23 protein-coding genes are annotated in these 20,519 nt (G+C 69.9%); 14 read left to right on the forward strand and 9 right to left on the reverse strand.

Features of this window, described 5'->3' with window-relative positions; genetic code table 11:
- Nucleotides 1-197: 197 nt before the first annotated feature.
- Nucleotides 198-1,166, forward strand: a complete 969-nt coding sequence (locus ACFC1J_RS02110; RefSeq protein WP_375902045.1) for a hypothetical protein — start codon at nt 198-200, stop codon at nt 1,164-1,166.
- Nucleotides 1,167-1,175: 9 nt separating this feature from the next.
- Here ACFC1J_RS02110 and ACFC1J_RS02115 read toward each other — a convergent pair whose 3' ends face one another.
- Nucleotides 1,176-2,090: a heme A synthase gene (locus ACFC1J_RS02115; RefSeq protein WP_375902047.1), complete on the reverse strand. Its 915-nt coding sequence runs from the start codon at nt 2,088-2,090 to the stop codon at nt 1,176-1,178.
- 343 nt (nt 2,091-2,433) lie between these two features.
- Between ACFC1J_RS02115 and sufB the strand changes: the two genes are divergently transcribed.
- The 7 genes from sufB (at nt 2,434) to ACFC1J_RS02150 (ending at nt 9,312) form a co-directional block, all read left to right on the forward strand.
- On the forward strand, nt 2,434-3,852 hold the full coding sequence (gene sufB, locus ACFC1J_RS02120; protein ID WP_105687815.1) for a Fe-S cluster assembly protein SufB: 1,419 nt from the start codon (nt 2,434-2,436) through the stop codon (nt 3,850-3,852).
- 1 nt (nt 3,853) lies between these two features.
- Nucleotides 3,854-5,056: a Fe-S cluster assembly protein SufD gene (gene sufD, locus ACFC1J_RS02125; protein ID WP_375902049.1), complete on the forward strand. Its 1,203-nt coding sequence runs from the start codon at nt 3,854-3,856 to the stop codon at nt 5,054-5,056.
- Nucleotides 5,053-5,388 carry a non-heme iron oxygenase ferredoxin subunit gene (locus tag ACFC1J_RS02130; RefSeq protein ID WP_045273169.1) on the forward strand — a complete coding sequence of 112 codons (336 nt, stop codon included), beginning with the start codon at nt 5,053-5,055 and terminating at the stop codon, nt 5,386-5,388. The genes sufD and ACFC1J_RS02130 overlap by 4 nt, the downstream gene beginning before the upstream one ends.
- A gap of 46 nt (nt 5,389-5,434) precedes the next feature.
- Nucleotides 5,435-6,205: a Fe-S cluster assembly ATPase SufC gene (sufC, locus tag ACFC1J_RS02135; RefSeq protein WP_105687813.1), complete on the forward strand. Its 771-nt coding sequence runs from the start codon at nt 5,435-5,437 to the stop codon at nt 6,203-6,205.
- 9 nt (nt 6,206-6,214) lie between these two features.
- Complete coding sequence (locus ACFC1J_RS02140; protein WP_045252088.1) at nt 6,215-6,544, forward strand: metal-sulfur cluster assembly factor; 330 nt, start codon at nt 6,215-6,217, stop codon at nt 6,542-6,544.
- A gap of 159 nt (nt 6,545-6,703) precedes the next feature.
- Entirely contained in the window at nt 6,704-7,876 is a 1,173-nt protein-coding gene (locus ACFC1J_RS02145; protein ID WP_375902052.1) for a MalY/PatB family protein, read from the forward strand.
- Complete coding sequence (locus ACFC1J_RS02150) at nt 7,873-9,312, forward strand: MFS transporter (protein ID WP_375902054.1); 1,440 nt, start codon at nt 7,873-7,875, stop codon at nt 9,310-9,312. The genes ACFC1J_RS02145 and ACFC1J_RS02150 overlap by 4 nt, the downstream gene beginning before the upstream one ends.
- Here ACFC1J_RS02150 and ACFC1J_RS02155 read toward each other — a convergent pair.
- Entirely contained in the window at nt 9,275-9,844 is a 570-nt protein-coding gene (locus ACFC1J_RS02155; protein ID WP_375902055.1) for a TetR family transcriptional regulator, read from the reverse strand. The two genes, ACFC1J_RS02150 and ACFC1J_RS02155, sit on opposite strands and share 38 nt — an antisense overlap.
- Nucleotides 9,845-9,941: 97 nt before the next feature.
- Between ACFC1J_RS02155 and ACFC1J_RS02160 the strand changes: the two genes are divergently transcribed.
- From ACFC1J_RS02160 to ACFC1J_RS02175, 4 genes are all read left to right on the forward strand, one after another.
- A complete protein-coding gene (locus tag ACFC1J_RS02160) occupies nt 9,942-10,511 on the forward strand; it encodes a biotin transporter BioY (RefSeq protein WP_375902057.1) in 570 nt (189 codons plus the stop codon).
- Nucleotides 10,501-11,181 (forward strand): energy-coupling factor ABC transporter ATP-binding protein, encoded by a 681-nt coding sequence (locus ACFC1J_RS02165; RefSeq protein WP_375902059.1) that lies wholly within the window; start codon nt 10,501-10,503, stop codon nt 11,179-11,181. The genes ACFC1J_RS02160 and ACFC1J_RS02165 overlap by 11 nt, the downstream gene beginning before the upstream one ends.
- Nucleotides 11,182-11,191: 10 nt before the next feature.
- On the forward strand, nt 11,192-11,794 hold the full coding sequence (locus tag ACFC1J_RS02170) for a CbiQ family ECF transporter T component (protein WP_375902061.1): 603 nt from the start codon (nt 11,192-11,194) through the stop codon (nt 11,792-11,794).
- Between the two features lie 119 nt (nt 11,795-11,913).
- A complete protein-coding gene (locus tag ACFC1J_RS02175) occupies nt 11,914-13,512 on the forward strand; it encodes an ABC-F family ATP-binding cassette domain-containing protein (RefSeq protein WP_375902062.1) in 1,599 nt (532 codons plus the stop codon).
- Between the two features lie 107 nt (nt 13,513-13,619).
- On the opposite strand, the gene ACFC1J_RS02180 is transcribed toward ACFC1J_RS02175, so the two are convergent.
- The 4 genes from ACFC1J_RS02180 to ACFC1J_RS02195 form a co-directional block, all read right to left on the reverse strand.
- On the reverse strand, nt 13,620-14,447 hold the full coding sequence (locus ACFC1J_RS02180) for an SURF1 family protein (RefSeq protein WP_375902063.1): 828 nt from the start codon (nt 14,445-14,447) through the stop codon (nt 13,620-13,622).
- Nucleotides 14,444-14,668: a hypothetical protein gene (locus ACFC1J_RS02185; protein ID WP_375902064.1), complete on the reverse strand. Its 225-nt coding sequence runs from the start codon at nt 14,666-14,668 to the stop codon at nt 14,444-14,446. The genes ACFC1J_RS02180 and ACFC1J_RS02185 overlap by 4 nt, the downstream gene beginning before the upstream one ends.
- Nucleotides 14,665-14,997, reverse strand: coding sequence for a DUF3099 domain-containing protein (locus ACFC1J_RS02190; RefSeq protein ID WP_375902065.1), 333 nt, complete (start codon nt 14,995-14,997; stop codon nt 14,665-14,667). Before ACFC1J_RS02190 ends, ACFC1J_RS02185 begins: the two co-directional genes overlap by 4 nt.
- Nucleotides 14,998-15,059: 62 nt before the next feature.
- Nucleotides 15,060-15,674 (reverse strand): DUF4190 domain-containing protein, encoded by a 615-nt coding sequence (locus ACFC1J_RS02195; RefSeq protein WP_375902066.1) that lies wholly within the window; start codon nt 15,672-15,674, stop codon nt 15,060-15,062.
- Nucleotides 15,675-15,792: 118 nt separating this feature from the next.
- Between ACFC1J_RS02195 and fabG the strand changes: the two genes are divergently transcribed.
- Nucleotides 15,793-16,503 carry a 3-oxoacyl-ACP reductase FabG gene (fabG, locus tag ACFC1J_RS02200; protein ID WP_045273159.1) on the forward strand — a complete coding sequence of 237 codons (711 nt, stop codon included), beginning with the start codon at nt 15,793-15,795 and terminating at the stop codon, nt 16,501-16,503.
- Between the two features lie 72 nt (nt 16,504-16,575).
- Here fabG and ACFC1J_RS02205 read toward each other — a convergent pair whose 3' ends face one another.
- From ACFC1J_RS02205 to ACFC1J_RS02215, 3 genes are all read right to left on the reverse strand, one after another.
- Entirely contained in the window at nt 16,576-17,268 is a 693-nt protein-coding gene (locus tag ACFC1J_RS02205; protein ID WP_375902068.1) for an alpha/beta fold hydrolase, read from the reverse strand.
- A gap of 71 nt (nt 17,269-17,339) precedes the next feature.
- Complete coding sequence (serB, locus tag ACFC1J_RS02210; protein WP_375902070.1) at nt 17,340-17,975, reverse strand: phosphoserine phosphatase SerB; 636 nt, start codon at nt 17,973-17,975, stop codon at nt 17,340-17,342.
- 63 nt (nt 17,976-18,038) lie between these two features.
- Nucleotides 18,039-19,283, reverse strand: coding sequence for a glucose-1-phosphate adenylyltransferase (locus tag ACFC1J_RS02215; RefSeq protein ID WP_045273156.1), 1,245 nt, complete (start codon nt 19,281-19,283; stop codon nt 18,039-18,041).
- Nucleotides 19,284-19,329: 46 nt separating this feature from the next.
- Between ACFC1J_RS02215 and glgA the strand changes: the two genes are divergently transcribed.
- Nucleotides 19,330-20,514, forward strand: coding sequence for a glycogen synthase (glgA, locus tag ACFC1J_RS02220; RefSeq protein ID WP_375902072.1), 1,185 nt, complete (start codon nt 19,330-19,332; stop codon nt 20,512-20,514).
- Nucleotides 20,515-20,519: the final 5 nt, after the last annotated feature.

The following is a 20,519-nucleotide window of genomic DNA, read 5'->3' on the forward strand; positions in this document are numbered from 1 at the left end:
CATCGCCTATGAGGCTGGTATGCGTCGGACGCGGGGAGAGGTCCCGGCGCTCAGGCGCCGGGACCGGTGTCCCCAGCACGCAGGTGCGGACCAGTCCCTGATCCGGAACACCTGCTAGCGTCCAATCCACATTCCAACTGACCTGATCAGGACGGCGCAAGGTCCGGTTCGTGCGCTGTCCGCAAGAGGACATGATGATGAGCGATGACGACCTGCTGGATCTGCTGCTGCGCGAGCGGCTCCTCGACGTGGACGCTGTCGTGGCGCGTTCCGGCCTCGCTCCGGATGCGGCGCGCGAGAGCCTGGAACGACTCGCGGACGAGGGCAGCCTGTCCCTGCGCGACGGGGTGGTCCTGCTGAATCCGCCGGTGCATGCGGCGGCGATCGCGATCGAGCGGCTGCTGCAGTCGGAACGCGCAGAGGCGCAGCGACGCAGCGACCGACTCGCCGCGGTCGTGGACGCGGTCGCACGCCGCACCTCGTCGTGGAACTTCGGCGAGGCCGTGGCGCAGGACCGGCTCTCGCTGCAGAGCGCGCACGGCCCGCACGCGGCGGAGGATCTGTGGTTCGCGGTGCAGGCATCTCGGGTGGGCTCGGGCGGCCGGGTGCGCGCCGTGCTCACCGACCTCGATCGGTACCGCGCGAGCAGTCCGGAGCGCAGCAGGTCGTTCGCCCGTGCGATGTCCACGTATACGTCGGTGCAGGCGATCATCCCCGCGATGCCGCTCGATGAGCAGTTGACGGCCATGGTGCGCGCCTTCGGGGACTCCGGAGTCGAGTTCCGCATGCTGGCGGATCCGCCGAGCTGGTTCTGGGTGGACGATCTGGATGTCACGGGCGTGCCGCTGGTGTGGGGGGAGAAGGCGCCGCAGAGCGTTCTCGCCGTCGCGAGTCCGGTGATCGCCGGGATCGCGAAGGCCTACTTCGCCGAACTGTGGCGGCAGGCCAGTCCGGTCGAGAAGGATCCGGGCGGCTACGGGCAGCTGCTGCATCGCATGCGTCGCGGGATGACCCTGGACGCGGCGTCCCGCTCGCTCGGCATCACCCCGCGCACCGGGCGCCGCAGGATCGCGGCCGCCATGGACCGCTACGGCGTCGCTACGCTGTTCGCGCTCGGGGTCGCCTGGGCGCAGGACGGCAGCCCAGGCGCCGAGCGGGCGGGCTGAGGGAGAGGTTCAGCCGCGCGCGGCCGATGCACCGGCGGCTCCCGCCTCCTCGGCGCGGACGGCCGAAGGCGAGGTCGGGGCCGGGCGCTTCAGCCGCAGCACGAGGGAGGTGCACGCCGCGACGAGGATCGCCGCCAGCACCATGTGCACACCCACTGCGAGCGGGGGCAGCGCGTTGCGTGCCTGGTAGAGGCCGACGGCGACCTGGACCAGCTCGATCGAGAGCAGCACGATCACCGCATTGCGGATCGCCGCGAGCGAGTTCGCCAGCGCGATCACGAGCAGCGTCAGCGTGAGTGCGAACAGCGCGTAGGCGGGCCAGGAGTGCACGTGCTCGAGGACCGTGGCGTCGAAACCGTTCCGCAGTGTCACCGCGGGGTCGCCCGAGTGGGGCCCCGCGCCTGTGGTGAGCACGCCGAAGAGCACGGTCAGGGCCAAGACGAAGGAGGTGACGTGCACCAGGATGGCGACGCCCCGGGGCACGGCGCGCTCTCGTGCGCCACGAGGCTGCCCCATCCGCACCACGAAGGCCGCCGACACCGCGACGAGCACGAGCGAGACCAGATAGTGGAAGGCGACCATGTTCGGGTGCAGCTGGAAGATCACCAGGATCCCGCCGACCACGGCCTGCACGAGCACGCCGGCGAAGATGATCCAGGACATGATCCAGAGGTCGCGGCGCTCGGCCCTGATGCGCGACACGAGAACGATCACCGCGATCGCGGCGAGGCCCACGAAGAAGCTGAGCCCGCGGTTCCCGAACTCGATGAGAGAGTGATAGCTCTGCGCCGCCGTGGGGAACAGCGAGTCCGGCGTGCACAGCGGCCACTCGCAGCCGAGGCCGGAATCGGTGAGGCGGACGGCGCCTCCGGTCCCGACGATCGCGATCTCGAGGACGAGCGACACCCAGGCCGCGATCCGCACGCGGAGATCCACGCGATCGGGGAGCCAATCATGGACTCGGCCCAGTAATCCGGAACGGGTGCGGGGGGCGGGCGGGGGTGCGGTCTCGGGCATGGCTCCTCCGGAACCCTTCCGGCGGGCGCACTGCGGCCCGGATGTCGGAGGGAACCTGTAGAATCTCAGGTGTTGGCGATGGTCGCAGAAGCGCGGGACGCGCGTGGCACTGCCATCGACAACACAGTTTAGGCGCGAATGCTTTGCGTCCATGATGAGGGCCCAGAAGCGGCACCCGTTCCCTGCAGACTCGACGGGATCCACGGTGTGCCGGGGCGGATGAACCGTTACGGCCCAAGAGGAGAGTGTGATGTCGGATGTGCTGATCGACCGCCCGGAGCTGGATGGTCTGGGGGTGTACGAGTTCGGCTGGCACGACACGGATGCCGCCGGCGCGACCGCACGACGCGGTCTTTCCGAAGACGTGGTGCGCGGCATCTCGGCGCTCAAGAGCGAACCGGAATGGATGCTGAAGACCCGTCTGAAGGGCCTGCAGCTCTTCGGCCGCAAGCCGATGCCGACCTGGGGCGCCGACCTCAGCGAGATCGACTTCGACAACATCAAGTACTTCGTGCGCTCCACCGAGAAGCAGGCGCAGAGCTGGGAGGACCTCCCGGAGGACATCCGCGAGACGTACGAGCGCCTCGGCATCCCCGAGGCCGAGCGTCAGCGTCTCGTCGCCGGCGTTGCCGCGCAGTACGAGTCCGAGGTCGTCTACCACCAGATCCGCGAGGACCTGGAGGCGCAGGGCGTCATCTTCATGGACACCGACACCGCGCTGCGCGAGCACCCGGAGTTCTTCGAGGAGTACTTCGGCACGGTGATCCCGGCCGGCGACAACAAGTTCGCCGCGCTGAACACCGCCGTGTGGTCGGGCGGCTCCTTCGTCTACGTCCCCAAGGGCGTGCACGTGGAGATCCCGCTGCAGGCCTACTTCCGGATCAACACCGAGAACATGGGCCAGTTCGAGCGCACGCTGATCATCGCCGACGAGGACAGCTACGTCCACTACATCGAGGGCTGCACCGCCCCGATCTACAAGAGCGACTCCCTGCACTCGGCCGTGGTCGAGATCATCGTCAAGAAGAACGCCCGCGTGCGCTACACGACGATCCAGAACTGGTCGAACAACGTCTACAACCTCGTCACCAAGCGCGCGGTCGCACACGAGGGCGCGACCATGGAGTGGGTCGACGGCAACATCGGCTCCAAGGTGACGATGAAGTACCCGTCGATCTACCTGATGGGCGAGCACGCGAAGGGCGAGACCCTCTCCGTGGCCTTCGCCGGCCCAGGGCAGCACCAGGACGCCGGCGCGAAGATGATCCACATGGCGCCCTACACGCAGTCGTCGATCGTCTCGAAGTCGATCGCCCGCGGCGGCGGCCGCGCCGGCTACCGCGGCGAGGTCAGGGTGGATGCGAACGCGCACCACTCCGCCAACACCGTGCGCTGCGACGCGCTGCTCGTGGACACCAAGTCCCGCAGCGACACCTACCCGGCGATCGACATCCGCGTCGACGACGTGCAGCTCGGCCACGAGGCGACGGTCTCGAAGGTCAGCGAGGAGCAGCTCTTCTACCTGCAGTCCCGTGGCATGCCCGAGGACGAGGCGATGGCGATGATCGTGCGCGGCTTCATCGAGCCGATCGCACGCGAGCTGCCCATGGAGTACGCGATGGAACTGAACAAGCTCATCGAGATGGGCATGGAAGGATCGGTCGGCTGAGATGACGGCCCCCACTGCCGCGCCCGCGGAGGCGCAGGACACGCACGCCCACATCGACCCCGCGGCCCAGCTCGTGGCTGCGGAGAAGACCGTTCCGGTGCAGACCCGTTCGGAGCGCCCGCACTCCTACGACCCGGCCGACTTCGGCGCACCGACGGGCCGCGAGGTCAACTGGAAGCACACGCCCGTCGCACAGCTCGCCGGTCTGATGACCGACGAGCCCGGCGATGACTTCGCCGTGTCGATCGACCTCGACGACGTCGAGGCCTTCCTGGTCCCCGACGAGGCCGACGCGTACGGCCAGTTCTTCCGCCCGGAGGATCTGCCCAGCGCGCTGGCGTGGAAGCACGCCCGCCGCGGCCTGCACGTGCGTATTCCGCAGGACGACGAGATCGACGCCCCGATCGTGCTCCGCATCGACGGCACCGACGCGGGCAAGCGCGCGTTCGGCCAGATCCTCATCGAGGCGATGCCCAACTCCCGCGCCACGGTCGTGCTCGATCACCACGGCGCCGCCCAGTACGCGCAGAACGTCGAGGTCATCGCCCGGGACGGCTCCCGCCTCACCGTGGTCAGCGTGCAGCGCTGGGCCGATGACGCGATCCACGCGTCATCGCACCAGGCCCGTGTCGACCGCGACGCCTCGCTCACGCACTTCGTCGTGAGCTTCGGCGGCGGCGTCGTGCGGGTGAACCCGAACGTCGAGCTCGCGGGAGCCGGATCCGAGGCGCGTCTGTACGGTCTGTCCTACGCGGATGCGGGTCAGCACCTGGAGAGCCAGGTCTACCTGCACCACAAGGGCCCGCACACCGTCGGCGACGTCCTGTACAAGGGCGCCCTGCAGGGACAGAACGCGCACAGCGTGTGGATCGGCGACGTGCTGATCGGCCCCGACGCGACCGGCACCGACTCGTACGAGGCGAACCGCAACCTCGTGCTCACCGAGGGCGCGCGCGCCGACTCGATCCCGAACCTCGAGATCGAGACGGGCGACATCCTCGGCGCGGGGCACGCGAGCGCCACCGGACGCTTCGACGACGAGCAGCTCTTCTACCTGCAGGCGCGGGGGATCTCCGAGGAGGAGGCTCGCCGCCTCGTCGTCCTCGGCTTCCTCAGCGACATCGTGCAGCGTCTCGGTGTGCCCTCCCTCGAGGCGGAGCTGCTCGCCGCGATCGAGCTCGAGCTGCAGGCGGTGAACGCGTGACCGCCCAGCGGGCCTGCGCCGTGAGCGACCTGCAGGAGGACACGCCGCTGCGCGTCGAGCTGGACGGTGTGCCGATCGCCGTCGTGCTCGACTCCGAGGGCGAGATCCACGCGATCGGCGACACCTGCACGCACGGCGACATCTCGCTGTCGGAAGGGTTCGTCGAGGGCACGACGCTGGAGTGCTGGGCGCACGGTTCTGCGTTCTCGCTGTGCTCGGGCAAGCCCCTGAACCTCCCGGCCTACGAGCCGGTCCCGGTGTACGTCACGGAGATCGTCGGAGACGACCTCATGATCGACCCCACCGTCACGAAGGACGTCAGCGGCCTCTGAGCCCGGCGTCCCCACACGAAGCTTCACGAATACGAAGGAACCATCCATGACTGTCCTGGAGATCAAGGACCTGCACGTCACCGTCGAGACCGAGGCGGGCACCACGCCGATCCTCAACGGCATCACCCTCACCATGCGCACGGGCGAGACCCACGCGATCATGGGCCCGAACGGGTCCGGCAAGTCGACTCTCGCCTACACGATCGCCGGTCACCCGAAGTACACCGTCACCGGCGGTTCGATCACCCTCGACGGCGAGGACGTCCTCGCGATGAGCGTCGACGAGCGCGCCCGCGCGGGCCTGTTCCTCGCGATGCAGTACCCGGTCGAGATCCCCGGCGTCACCGTCACCAATTTCCTGCGCACCGCGAAGACCGCGCTGGACGGCGAGGCACCCTCGATCCGCCAGTGGACCAAGGACGTGAAGGAGTCCATGGCGAACCTGCGCATGGACCCCAAGTTCGCGCAGCGCAACGTCAACGAGGGCTTCTCGGGCGGCGAGAAGAAGCGCCACGAGATCCTGCAGCTCGAGGTGCTCAAGCCGAAGATCGCCGTGCTCGACGAGACCGACTCCGGCCTCGACGTCGATGCGCTGAAGATCGTCTCCGAGGGCGTCAACCGCGCCAAGGAGCACACGAACCTCGGCGTGCTGCTGATCACGCACTACACGCGCATCCTGCGCTACATCCGCCCCGACTACGTGCACGTGGTCGTCGCGGGCAAGATCGTGGAAGAGGGCGGCGCGGAGCTCGCCGACCGTCTCGAGGACGAGGGCTACGACCGCTTCCTCGACCCCGCCGCTCCCATCGAAGCGTAGGCTGAAGGCATGACGGCAACGCTGACCGGAGAGAAGTACGACGAGGTCACCGAGGCGCTCAAGGACGTCGTGGACCCGGAACTCGGGATCAACGTCGTCGACCTCGGCCTCATCTACGACCTCTCCTGGGACGAGGAGAACGATGCCCTCGTCATCCACATGACGCTCACGAGCGCCGGGTGCCCGCTGACCGACGTGCTCGAAGAGCAGACCGGCCAGGCGCTGGACGATGTGGTCGACCGCTTCCGCATCAACTGGGTATGGATGCCGCCGTGGGGTCCCGAACGGATCACCGACGACGGCCGCGACCAGATGCGCGCCCTCGGCTTCGCGATTTGACACGCAACGGCTCAATGCTGCGAAGCAGCGTTGAGCCGTTGTCGTGTCAAGGTTGAGCGAGCACGCCGGAGGCGAGCGAGTCGAAACCTCACCTTCAGGGTCTGACGCCGTATGACGGCGTCAGACCCTTCGTCATCTGCGCCTCGATAGGCTCGAACGGTGACCATCGCCGCCCGCCCCGCAGCCCTCCAGGCGCTGCCGCTCGATCAGCTCCGCCGTCGTACCAGCACCAAATGGCGCTCGTATCCGGACGACGTGCTGCCGCTGTTCGTGGCGGAGACGGACTTCCCGCTGGCGGACGCGATCACCGAGCGCCTGCATGAGGCGGTCGAGCTCGGCGACACCGGGTACACCCCGCCGGACCCCGGGCTGCGGGACGCGTTCGTCGCCTACGCGCAGCGCCGGTTCGGCTGGAGCGTGCAGCCCGCGCGCATCAGGTCCACATGCGACGTGATGATGGGCGTCGTCGAGATCCTTCGTGCCGTCCTGTCTCCTGGGGATCGCGTGATCGTGGCGCCGCCGGTGTATCCGCCGTTCTTCGACTGCATCGAGGAGGCCGGGGGTGTGGTGGAGCGGGTGCCGCTCCTCGATGTGGACGGATCCTGGATCCTGGATCTCGACGGGATCGAGCGGGCACTCGCGGACGGGGCGCGCGCCGTGCTCCTGTGCAACCCGCACAACCCGACCGGCACCGTGCACAGCAGGGCGGCGCTCGCACGGCTCGCGGAGATCGCGGCGGCACACGGGGCGGTGGTCGTGAGCGACGAGATCCATGCGCCGCTCGTGCAGCCCGGCATCCCTTACACGCCGTTCCTCGCCGCATCGCCACTCGCTGCAGAGATCGGCTACACCGTCACCAGCGCGAGCAAGGCGTACAACCTCGCCGGGCTGAAGTGCGCGATCATGGTGACCGCGAGCGAGCAGACCGCCGCCGTGGTGCGCGGGCTTCCGCCGGAGGTGGAGTGGCGCACGGGCCTCTTCGGGGCGATGGCGGCCGTCGCTGCCTGGGATCCTGCGAGCGATGCGTGGCTGGATGGGCTTCTCGTGGCACTCGACGAGAACAGGCGCCTCCTCGGCCGTCTGCTCGCCGAGCACATCCCGGAGGCGCGCTACCGCGTGCCCGATGCCGGGTATCTCGCCTGGGTCGATCTGGGCGACCTCGGCTGGGGCGACGACCCCGCAGGGCGCATCCTGCGGGAGGCCAGAGTGGCGCTCAATCGCGGACCGACGTTCGGCGCGGAGGGCAAAGGGCACGTGCGCATCAACCTCGGCTGCGCGCCGGAGGTGCTGACGCAGGCCGTGCTGCGGATCGCGTCGCTGGTGCAGCGGTGAGCATCGGGGCGCCCGTCGCCACGATCTGGGACCGGCATCGCCTGGGCATCACGGTCGGATCCGTGGTGCTGATCTTCCTCGCCGCGATCGAGGCCCTGGCGGTGACGACGGTCATGCCGCTGGTCGCCGCAGACCTGCACGGCGAGTCGTTGTACGCCGTGGCCTTCGCCGGGACGCTGGCGACCGGGGTGATCGGCATGGTCGTCGCCGGGGCGTGGAGCGACAGGTCGGGTCCGAGAGCGCCGCTCTACACCGCGGTCGTGCTGTTCATCGCCGGGCTGCTGATCGCGGGTGCCGCCACCGACATGTACGTCGTGATCCTCGGCCGGCTCATCCAGGGGCTCGGCGCGGGCGGCCAGACCGTCGCGCTCTACGTCGTCGTCGCCCGCGTGTACCCGCCGCAGCTGCACGGCCGGATCTTCGCCGCCTTCGCCGCCGCCTGGGTGGTGCCGTCGATGATCGGCCCGTTCCTCGCGGGCGCCGTCGCGCAGTACCTGCACTGGCGCTGGACGTTCCTCGGGGTCGCCGTGCTCACGGTCATCGCGTTCATCCTCGTCGTCGTGCGGCTGCGTGCCGTGGACCTGAACACGCACCCGGACGGCTCCGCCGAGAAGGCGGATGCCGCAGCGGACGGCGGCCGGATCGGCCTGAGGATCCTCCTCGCCGTCGTCGTGGCGATCGCCGCGGTCGCCGTCGGTTTCGCGGCCGATGCCGCACCGGCGATCGGGTGGCCGATCGCCCTCGGCGCGATCGCGACCATCGCTTTCGCGATCAGGTCGTTGCTGCCCGCGGGATCGCTGCGTGCGGCGCCGCGGCTGCCGAGCGTCGTGCTCATGCGCGGCCTCGTCGCGGGGGCGTTCTTCGCCGCGGAGGCCTACGTGCCGAAGATGCTCATGGAGCGCTTCGACTTCAGCCCGACGATCGCCGGTCTCGCCCTCACCGCTGCGGCCCTCGCGTGGTCGGGCGCCTCCGCTGTGCAGGGCCGGTACGGCGAGCGGCTGGGGAGCCGCCGGATGGTCGTGATCAGCGCGGTGCTGCTCCTCGTCGCGTTCCTCGGCCTCGCCATCGTCGCGGCGTCTCACGCATTGCCCTGGGTCGTCGTCCTGCTGTGGGGGATCGCGGGCGGGGCGATGGGGCTGCTCTACCCGCGTCTCACGGTGCTCACGCTCGCGTACTCGACGCCGGCCGACGAGGGTTTCAACTCTTCGGCGCTCTCGATCTCGGACGCGTCGGGTTCGGCCGTCACGATCGCGGTCGCCGGGTTGCTCTTCGTGAGCCTTCCGATCGCCGGGTCGGGCTTCCCCGTCGTGTTCGCGCTGGCGGCCGCGGTGCTGCTGGTCGCCGCGATCCCCGGCCTGCGGATCGGAGACGGCCCGCGGGCGATCGAGGCGGACGCCGTCAACGCGGTGTCGGCATCAGACCCGCGCCGCGGCTGAGCAGCGCGATCCCCGCCTCGAACACGGCCGCGTCCTCGCCGTCGGCCGGTTCGCCGGTGGAGCTCGCTGCGCCGTGGCTCTCCCCGTGCATGCGCTGCTGCACGAGCGTGGTGTGGCCGAGGATGAACTGCAGCACCGCCGTCGCCGCGAGACCGGCGTCGGCGAGAGTCGGCGGCAACGCCGCCCGGAGCGCGGCGTCCGCGCGGGACCGGCCGGGACGGAGGGCCGCGGAGCTCAGGACGACTTCGGCGCCATCGCGGTACGAGAGCAGGGCGTCCCGCACCGCATGCGCCGCGCCGAGGAGGTCGATCCCGGGCTCCGCATCGGGGATGCGCGCGAGGATGCGGTCCGACACGGCGGCCAGCAGGTCCTGCTTGCTGTCGAAGTGCCAGTACAGGGCGCTGGGCTGCACCTCCAGCTCCGTCGCCAGGCGCCGCATGGTGAGGTCCGGCAGGCCGTAGCGGTCGAGCAGCTCGAGCGCGATGCCGATGATGTGTTCGCGGTCGTGACGTCCGGTGCGCGCAGGGGTCATGGGCATGAGTATACTGAACGCCGTTCAGGTGAACACTGTTCAGGAAGCGAGCGCCGGCGCCGGCGCTGACGCTCCACGCAGACCCGAAGGGGATCCCATGACCTCGACCTCTCGCCCGTGGGGCGCAGACGCCGCTCGCATCGCGGTCTTCGCGGCGCTCATCATCGCCCTGGGGCTCGTGATCGTCCCTCTGCCCGGGGGAGTGCCGATCACGGCGCAGACCCTCGGGGTGATGCTGGCGGGCCTCATCCTCGGTCCGCGTCTCGCGCCCCTGTCCGTGCTGGTCGTGCTCGCTCTCGCCGCGGTGGGACTCCCTGTGCTGGCGGGTGGGCGCGGCGGGCTGGGCGTCTTCGCCGGTCCGAGCGCGGGCTACCTCCTGGGATGGGTCGCGGGTGTCGTCGTGATCGGCCTGATCGCGGGGTCTCGCCGCGTCACCTGGTGGCGCGCCGGCCTCGCCGCGGTGCTCGGCGGCATCGGGGTCGTGTACCTGTTCGGAGTCCCCGTACAGGCGCTGATCACGGGAGTGCCCCTCGGCGCGACGGCTCTGTCGAGTCTCGCCTTCCTCCCCGGGGACCTTCTCAAGGCGACCGTCGCCACGGTGCTGTGCGTCGCGCTGCAGCGCGCCTATCCGCGGGCGTTCCGGCGGACGGCCGTGCGTGTCGCCTGACATCGAGCTGCGTGCCGTCTCGCTGCGCCTCGACGGCCGGACGGTCCTCGAGGACGTGTCGGTGCGGCTGACGGCGCGCCGGACGGCGGTGATCGGCGCGAACGGATCCGGGAAGTCGAGCCTGGTCAGGCTGCTGAACGGGTTGCACGTGGCGACGACCGGCACGGTGAGCGTGGACGGCCTCGATCCGGCCCGCGATGTGCGCGAGGTGCGGCGCAGGGTCGGGTTCGTGTTCGCGGATCCGGAGGCGCAGATCCTGATGCCGACGCCCGCCGAGGATCTGGCGCTATCGCTGCGCGGTCTTCCCGCGGGCGAGCGCGCGGCGCGCGTGGACGAGGCCCTGGCGCTGTGCGGCCTCGGCGCATTCCGGGACGCACCCGCCTCGGACCTCTCCGGAGGCCAGAAGCAGCTGCTCGCCCTGGCCTCCGTGCTGATCGGACGGCCGCGACTCGTGGTGGCCGATGAGCCGACCACACGCCTCGATCTGCGCAACAGCAGGCGCATCGGCGATGTGCTGCTCGACGAGCTCGAGGTGCCTCTCGTGCTGGTGACGCACGACCTCGAGCTCGCCCGCCGCTGCGACGAGGCCGTGCTCGTGGAGGAGGGGCGCGTCCTCGCCCAGGGCGCGCCGGACGACGTGATCGCGGCGTACCTGCAGACCTGCGTGTGAGGATCCGCGGATGATCTCGCTCTACCGTCCCGGATCCGGGTTCCTGCACCGGACACCCGCCGGAGTGAAGCTCGCACTGCTGGCCGTGATCGCGTTCGGGCTCTCCTTCGTCCCGCCGACGTCCGGCGCTGTCCTGTCGATCTCAGGGGCGGTCGTGGCGGTGAGCGCGCTGTTCCTGGTCGCCGGGTTCGACGTGCCTGCGCTCGGGCGGGCCTGGTGGCGGCTGCGCTGGCTCATCCTCCTGCTCGGAGCCGCGCTGGTGATCTTCGTGAGCGTGCCGGCGGCGATCGTGAACACGGGCCGGGTCGTGGTGCTCTTGTTGCTCGCTGAGCTGGTCACCCGCTCGACGTCGACGAGCGCTCTCATGGAGGCGATCGACCGGCTGCTGCGACCGCTCCGGCCGCTCGGCGTGGATCCGGAGGCCGTCGCGCTGATCCTGTCGCTGACGATCACGATGGTCCCGGTCGTCGGCGGCTTCGTGAGCGCTGTGCGCGAGGCGCAGGCGGCACGCGGCGTGCGCGTGGGGCCGCGCATGGCGGTGCCTCTGCTGGTGCGCACACTGCGCCATGCCGACGCCGTGGGGGAGGCCCTCGCAGCGCGCGGGCTGGGCTGAGGCGGTCGGGGCGGACGCCCTCGTCCGCCCCGACGCGCAGATCCGGTCCAGCAGCGCGTCCTATACTGGGAGGCTGGCCATCCGGCCGCCCACCCCCTTCTGAAGAACGGACGTCCGCTGTGCTCGCCGTGCACGACCTCGAGATCCGCGTGGGAGCGCGCCTCCTCATGGAGAACGTGTCCTTCCGCGTCGCCGACGGCGACAAGATCGGCCTCGTCGGCCGCAACGGCGCCGGCAAGACCACGCTGACGAAGGTGCTGGCCGGAGACCTGATCGCCGCCGACGGCAAGGTCGACCGCAGCGGGGAGCTGGGCTATCTGCCGCAGGATCCGCGCTCCGGCGACCCGGAGATGCTGGCCCGCACCCGGATCCTGGACGCGCGCGGACTCGGATCCCTCACTCTGCGGATCCGCGAGGCGTCGGAGCTCATGGGCTCCGAGGATCCGGCGGTCGCGGAGAAGGCCATGCGCCAGTTCGGCAACCTCACCGAGCGCTTCGAGGCGATGGGCGGGTACGCCGCGGAGGCGGAGGCGGCGTCGATCGCGCACAACCTGTCACTGCCCGACCGCATCCTGGAGCAGCCGCTCAAGACGCTCTCTGGCGGTCAGCGCCGTCGCATCGAGCTCGCGCGCATCCTCTTCTCCGACGCGGAGACGATGATCCTCGACGAGCCCACCAACCATCTCGACGCGGACAGCGTCGTCTGGCTGCGCGAGTTCCTCAAGGGGTACAAGGGCGGGCTGATCGTGATCAGCCACGATGTCGAGCTCGTCGGCGAGACCGTGAACCGGGTGTTCTACCTGGACGCGAACCGTCAGATGATCGACATCTACAACATGAACTGGAAGAACTACCTTCGTCAGCGCGTCGCGGACGAGGAGCGTCGCAAGAAGGAGCGCGCGAACGCCGAGAAGAAGGCGACGTCCCTGCAGCAGCAGGCCGCCCGATTCGGCGCGAAGGCCAGCAAGGCTGCCGCCGCGCACCAGATGGTGGCCCGCGCGGAGAAGCTGCTCTCGGGGCTCGATGAGGTGCGCCAGGTCGACCGGGTCGCCAAGCTGCGCTTCCCGAAGCCCGCGCCGTGCGGCAAGACGCCGCTCATGGCGTCAGGGCTCTCGAAGTCCTACGGTTCGCTGGAGATCTTCACCGACGTCGACCTCGCGATCGACCGCGGTTCCAAGGTCGTGGTGCTGGGGCTGAACGGTGCCGGCAAGACGACGCTGCTGCGGATCCTCGCGGGCGTCGACCAGCCCGACACGGGACAGCTCGAGCCGGGTCATGGGCTGAAGGTCGGGTATTACGCGCAGGAGCACGAGAACCTGGACGTGAAGCGCTCGGTGCTGGAGAACATGATGTCGTCCGCCCCCGATCTCAACGAGACCGAGGCGCGCAAGGTCCTCGGATCCTTCCTGTTCACGGGGGAGGACGTGCACAAGCCGGCCGGAGTGCTCTCCGGCGGCGAGAAGACGCGTCTCTCGCTCGCGACCCTCGTGGTCTCTGCGGCGAACATGCTGCTCCTCGACGAGCCCACGAACAACCTCGACCCGGCGTCGCGCGAGGAGATCCTCGGCGCGCTCGCGCACTATGAGGGGGCAGTCGTCCTCGTCTCGCACGACCCCGGCGCGGTGCAATCGCTCAACCCGGAGCGCGTGCTGATCCTGCCCGACGGCGTCGAGGACATCTGGTCGCAGGAGTACCAGGACCTCATCGAACTGGCCTGACCCACCCGCCGGATCCGCGAGACTCCATCTGGGCGACGAGACTGCACTCCAGAACCGCAGTCTCGTCGCCCAGATGGAGTCTCGCGGTAAGCGTGGGGGCGGCGGGGTCAGGGTTGGACGGCGTCGAGCAGGGCGTCCTCGTCCGTCATGTCGCGGTCGCGACGGCGACGGGACTCACGCGGCGCGCGTCCGGCGGCCTCGTCGCGGTGCTTGATGATCTCGGTGCGGATCACGTAGCCGATGAAGATGAAGCCCATGATCGCGAACAGGATCCACTGGATCGCGTAGGACAGGAACGGTCCCGGATCATCGGAGGGGGCCTCGAACGCGTGCGGGCGCGTGGCGGGGGCGGGGGATTCGCTGACCAGCTCGCCATAGGCTCCGGTGTCGACCGCGGTGCCATCGCCGATCTTGTCCGCGACCAGCGCGAGGTTGATGCTGGGCACCTGGCCCTCGGGGGCACCCCGGCCGGACGGCGGCAGAGGCTCGGCCGGACGGAGACGCGCGACGACCGTGGCCTCGCCCGTGGGAGGCGCCGGGATCGAGGTGGGCACATCGGATCCGTCTCCGGCGATGACCCAGCCCCGATTGACGATGAACACGCGCCCGTCGTCCGTGCGGAACGGCACGAGCACCTCGAACGCGCTGGTTCCGCCGTGGGGGCGGTTGCGCACGAGGAGCTGCCCGGACGGTTCGTATTGCCCGCGCAGCTCGACGGGGTGCCACTGCGACTTCTCCGGGAGCGCCTCACCCGGGGAGAGCAGCTGACCGAGCGGAACAGGCTTCGCGTCGTAGTTCTGCTGCACCAGCTCGAGCTGGGTCTGGCGGCCGTCGTTGCGGGAGAACTGCCAGTTGGAGAGATAGGCGCACACGACCGCGAACACGATTGCGACGGCGAGGTAGGCGCTCCAGCGGAGCAGGCGCTGACGCATCATTCGGGTTCGCCCTCGCCTTCGCCCACGGCGTCGTCGATGCGGGCCGGGAACTCCCGGGTGCGCAGGTAGTCGTACAGGAAGCGCAGGTGCTCGTCGCACGCGAGCCAGATCTTCTCCCGCTCAGGACCGTGGATGCGCGGGTTGCGCCACACGATGCGGTGCGTCGCCGCAGACCGGCAGCCGGCCCGCGAGCACTTCAGAACCGGTTCTCGAGCGGTCACGAGCGCGGCTCGGCGGGATGCGCGGCCGTCTCGGAGATCGTGATCACCGGGGGAGCGCTCGGCGCGGGCGGAGGCGCGTCATCGCCCGCTTCGATCTGGACGCGGGGCGACTCGACGCCCGTGGGGACCGAGTCGTCTCCGGCGTTCGCAAAGACGACCGCGATGTACGGCAGCACCGCGGCGGCGATGCCGAACACCCAGGTCCACCAGCCCATCGGCTGGACCGCGAACATCAGGACGAAGCAGACCATGCGGATCGACATCGTGATGACGTAATGGCGCACACGGTCCCTCGCCTCGTCGCGCGGTGCGCGCGGCAGGGAGGTCACGGCGGCGTCTGGAGTCCTTCTCACGATGACTCCAGCCTACGCCGCCGCGACCTCGCCGGCGCTCAGTAGCCGTAGCCGTTGCTCGACGCGACGGCGACGATGATCGCGATGATCAGGAAGGCGCCGATGATGACGGCGAGGGCGATTCCGATGTAGCCGGTGATGAGGCCGGTGATCGCAAGCGGCTTGCCGCCGAGCGCCGCATCGTTCTTGATCTTCTTGAGCGAGATGTGCCCCATGATGACCGCCGCGAGGCCGAGGGCCAGCGGCAGGATGAGGTACACCCAGCAGAGCATCACGCTCGCGATGCCGCAGATCATCGAGGCGATCGCGAGACCGTTCGACTTCAGCGGTGCGGCGTACGGCTGGCCGTAGGGCTGCGCGTACGCCCCGGTCGGATATCCGGGGGCCGCGGGAGCGGCGCCAGGATAGGTAGGCTGCTGCGCGGCTGGGGCGGGGTAGCCAGGCTGCTGCGGTGCCGTGGGCTGCTGCGCGGCCGGAGCGGGGTAGCCAGGCTGCTGCGGGGCCGCACCGGGGTAGGCGGGAGCCGGCGGAACCGGAGCCTGCGGCGCGGGTGCGGCGGACGGGTAAGCGGGCTGCTGCGGGGGCACCGGGGCGCCAGGGTATGCGGGGGGCTGCTGCCCCTGGGGCGGGATGCCGTCGTTGTCGTTGCTCATGACTGTTCCTCCTGGGTCAACACAAAGATTCCGTGCTCTCGGGGCCCTGTCAATTCCTGCCGCCACATCCGCTCGATAGGCTTGCGAGCCGTACACCTCGATTTCTTGGGAGCCCTGCATGAGCACTGATCGCGTCGTCCTCGTCACCGGCGGAAACCGCGGCATCGGTCGCGCGATCGCCGAGCGCTTCGTGCGTGACGGCTACCGCGTCGCCGTCACCGCGCGCAGCGGCGAAGGCCCCGAGGGCACGCTGACCGTGCGCGCCGACGTCACGGACGCGGCCGCGGTGGACGCCGCGTTCACGGAGGTCGAGCAGAAGCTCGGTCCCGTGGAGATCGTCGTCGCGAACGCCGGCATCACGAAGGACACGCTGCTGCTGCGGATGAGCGAGGACGACTTCGACAGCGTGGTGTCGACGAACCTGGGCGGCTCCTTCCGCGTCGTCAAGCGCGCGTCGAAGGGGATGCTCAAGGCGCGGTTCGGCCGCGTGATCCTCATCTCCAGCGTGGTCGGCCTCTACGGCTCCGCCGGGCAGATCAACTACGCCGCGTCCAAGAGCGCCCTCGTCGGCTTCGCCCGATCGCTCACCCGCGAGCTCGGCGCCCGCGGGATCACCGCGAACGTCGTCGCGCCCGGCTTCATCGAGACCGACATGACCGCCGAGCTGCCCGAGGACACCCAGAAGCAGTACAAGGCGAGCATCCCGGCGGGACGCTTCGCCTCCGCGGACGAGGTCGCCGGCGTGGTCACGTGGATCGCCTCCGACGACGCCGCGTACATCTCGGGCGCCGTGATCCCGGTCGACGGCGGTCTCGGCATGGGGCACTGAGCCGCTTCGGACCCGCGGCATGCGCCGAGTGCGCCGCCGTGTATGCGCGACCCGGTGCGTACACGGCGCCCATCAGCGCACGGCGGCGACCAGCAGCTCCGCGAGCCGTTCCGGGGCCGAGTACAGCGGCCAGTGACCGGATCCGATCCGCACGACCTCGGCGTCGCGGATGCTGCGGTACTCGTCGCCGTAGGAGCCCCACTGCTCGAGGTATCCCTCCAGCTCGGGCTGCGTGAGCGAGCCCATGAGCAGGGTCGCGGCCACGTCGTAGCGACGCGGATCCGTCAGGGCGATCGGATCCGTCGGCACCTGCGCGGGAACGCTCCGCGCGGTGCGGGCGGCCGCCGCCCGAGTCGATGCGTCGAGGTCCTCCACGTCGGCGGCGTCGAAGAAGTCCCAGCCGGGGAACGGGATGACCCCGTCGACCACCGGGAACTCGCTGATCCCGGTGCCGTTGGGCGGGGGCACCGTGTCGACGAACACCGCACGGCGCACGCGATCGGGGCGCGCGTCCACCGCGCCCCAGACGACATTGCCGCCGCCGGAGTGGCCGACGAGCACGACCTCGCCCCCGGCATCGTCGATCGCGGCCACGACCGCCTCGATCCAGTCGTCCAGGCGAAGCCCGGCGGAACCGGAGGAGGGGACCCCGACGCCGGGCAGGGTCAGCGGACGCGGGGCATGGCCGGCGGCGCGCAGGGGCTCCAGCACGGGTGCCCACGAGCGGGCGTCAAGCCACAGGCCGGGAACGAGGATGATGTCCATGTCCCCACGCTAGACAGGGCCACCGACAGCGCGCCAGGCCTGGCGCCGGCGAAGGAGCCAGGGATGCGCGATCAGGGAAGCAGCGGGATGACCTGGGACAGGTCGACCGGGCCCACCACGAGCGAGGCCGCCGCGCGCACGGCGGGCTTCGCGTTGAACGCGAGGCCGAGTCCGGCCGCCGCCATCATCTGCAGGTCGTTCGCGCCGTCGCCGATCGCGATCGTGGCATGGGGTGCGACGCCGAGTTCCTGCGCCCACTCCCGCAGCGACGCGGCCTTGGCCGCGGCGTCGACGATGGCGCCGTCGACCGCTCCGGTCAGTGCAGCGTCCGCGATCTCGAGACGGTTCGCGCGCCACCGATCCACGCCGAGCGCGGGCGCGACGGCATCGAGGATCTCGTGGAAGCCGCCGGAGACCACGCCGACCACGCCGCCGCGCTCGTGCACGGCCGCGATGAGCTCGCGCACGCCAGGGGTGGGTTCGATGCGGCCGCGCACGCGCTCGAAAGCAGCCGTGGGGACGCCCGCGAGCGCAGCGACCCGGGAGCGCAGACTCGTCGCGAAGTCGACCTCCCCGCGCATGGCCGCCTCGGTCGCCGCCTGCACCTCGGCCCTGCGGCCGGCTTCCTCGGCGAGGAGCTCGATCACCTCGTTGCGGATGAGCGTGGAATCGGCATCGAGGACGACGAGGAAGCGCGCGGAGGTCACCCGACGAGCGTAGCCGCCGAACCGGCGCGTCCCCACCGCTGTGACGACCGGGACGGGGCGCGCTCAGCGCTCGATGCGCACGCCCTTGCCGACCACGGTGAGTCCGGTCTCGGTGATCGTGAAGCCGCGGTCGAGGTCGCGTTCGCGATCCACGCCGACGGTCGCGCCGTCCAGCAGCACCACGTTCTTGTCCAGGATCGCCCTGTGCACGCGCGCGCCCTGGCCCACCCTCACGCCGTCGAACAGCACCGAGTCGGTGATGGTCGAGCCGCCGGCGGCGAGGGTCCACGGCCCGACCACGCTGCGTTCGAGATGGGTGCCGGAGAGCACCGATCCGAGCGACACGATCGAGTCGATGGCGTTCCCGATCCGGCCGACCGAGTCGCGCACGAACTTCGCCGGCGGCGAGTTCACCGCCTGCGAGTGGATCGGCCACTCCATGTTGTAGAGGTTGAAGATCGGCAGGGTCGAGATCAGATCCATGTGCGCGTCGAAGAACGACTCGATCGTGCCCACATCGCGCCAGTACGAGCGGTCGCGCGGGGACGACCCGGGAACGTCGTTCTGCTTCATGTCGTAGAAACCGGCCTCGCCGCGACCGACGAAATAGGGGACGATGTCGCCGCCCATGTCGTGGTTGGACCCGGCCAGCTCGCCGTCGGCCTCGACGGCCTCGATGAGCGCATCGGCATCGAACACGTAGTTGCCCATCGAGGCGAGCACCTCGTGGGGCGAGTCAGGGAGGCCCGTCGGGTCCGAAGGCTTCTCCAGGAACTGGCTGATCCGCCCGGAGTCGCCATCCGCGATGTCGATCACGCCGAACTGCGAGGCAAGAGCGAGTGGCTGACGGATGCCGGCGACGGTCGCGCGCGCCCCCGAGGCGATGTGCGCCTCGATCATCTGCGTGAAGTCCATGCGGTAGACGTGGTCGGCGCCGATGACGACGACGATGTCCGGCTTCTCATCGAGGATCAGGTTCAGGCTCTGCAGGATCGCGTCCGCGGATCCGGAGAACCAGCGCTTGCCGAGTCGTTGCTGAGCCGGCACCGAGGTCACGTAGGAATCGAGCAGGGCGGACATCCGCCAGGTCTGCGAGATATGCCGGTCGAGGCTGTGCGACTTGTACTGCGTGAGCACCACGATCTGTCTCAGACCCGAGTTGATCAGGTTGGAGATCGCAAAATCGATCAATCGGTACTGGCCGCCGAAAGGCACGGCGGGCTTGGCTCGATCCGCCGTCAGAGGCATGAGCCGCTTGCCTTCGCCTCCGGCGAGGATGATCCCGAAAACCTTCTTTGGTGCCGACATGGGTCCACCATAGAGCCACGTCGATGCATGTACTAGCGTTCACGACATGCGCGTCGACATCGTCACCAAGGAGTACCCGCCGGAGATCTACGGAGGGGCCGGCGTCCATGTCGCCGAGCTGGTGAAAGCCCTGCGGGAGAGCATCGACGTGCGGGTTCGGGCCTTCGGCGCGGACCGGGATGAACACGATGTGACGGCTTACCGAACTCCCGCGGAACTGGCCTCGGCGAACGCGGCGCTGCAGACGCTGGGCACAGATCTGGTCATCGTGCCGGACATCGCGGGCGCCGACGTCGTGCACAGTCATACCTGGTACGCGAACTTCGCCGGGCACATCGCATCCCAGCTGCACGGCATCCCGCACGTGCTCACCGCGCACAGCCTGGAGCCGCTGCGGCCCTGGAAGGCGGAGCAGCTCGGTGGCGGCTATGCCGTCTCGAGCGGTGTGGAGCGGCTCGCGTACGAGAACGCGGCGGCCATCATCGCGGTGAGCGCCGGAATGCGCGCCGACATCCTGCGCAGCTATCCGCAGGTGGATCCGGCGAAGGTGCGGGTCATACACAACGGCATCGACGTGGAGGCCTGGCACCCGGTCGAGGATGCGGAGTTCGTGCGCGCCCAGGGCATCGATCCCGATCGCCCGTCCGTGGTCTTCGTGGGGCGGATCACACGCCAGAAAGGCCTGCCCTATCTGCTGCGGGCTGCGGCGCTGCTGCCGCCCGAGGTGCAGCTCGTGCTGTGCGCGGGAGCGCCGGACACGCCGGAGATCATGGCCGAGGTGCAGGAGCTCGTGCGGGGACTGCAGACGACGCGGCAGGGCGTGGTGTGGATCGAGCGGATGCTCCCGCGCCACGAGCTGTCCGCGATCCTCACCGCCGCGACGACGTTCGTGTGCCCCTCGGTGTACGAGCCGCTGGGCATCGTGAACCTCGAGGCGATGGCGTGCGGCGCTGCTGTCGTCGGCACGGCGACGGGCGGGATCCCCGAGGTCGTGGACGACGGGGTGACCGGCCGGCTGGTGCCGATCGAGCAGGTGCAGGACGGCACAGGGACGCCCGTGGAGCCGGACCGCTACGTCTCGGATCTCGCCGCCGTGCTCACCGAGGTCGTCTCGGATCCCGCGCGGGCGCGGGCATACGGCGAGGCGGGTCGACGGCGCGCGGCGGACGAGTTCAGCTGGGGTGCGATCGCCGACACGACAAGGGCGCTCTACGAGGAGCTCACGGCCTGACCGAT

Origin of the sequence: Microbacterium sp. NPDC056052, from assembly GCF_042266785.1 — a bacterium.
Taxonomy (GTDB): Bacteria; Actinomycetota; Actinomycetes; order Actinomycetales; family Microbacteriaceae; genus Microbacterium.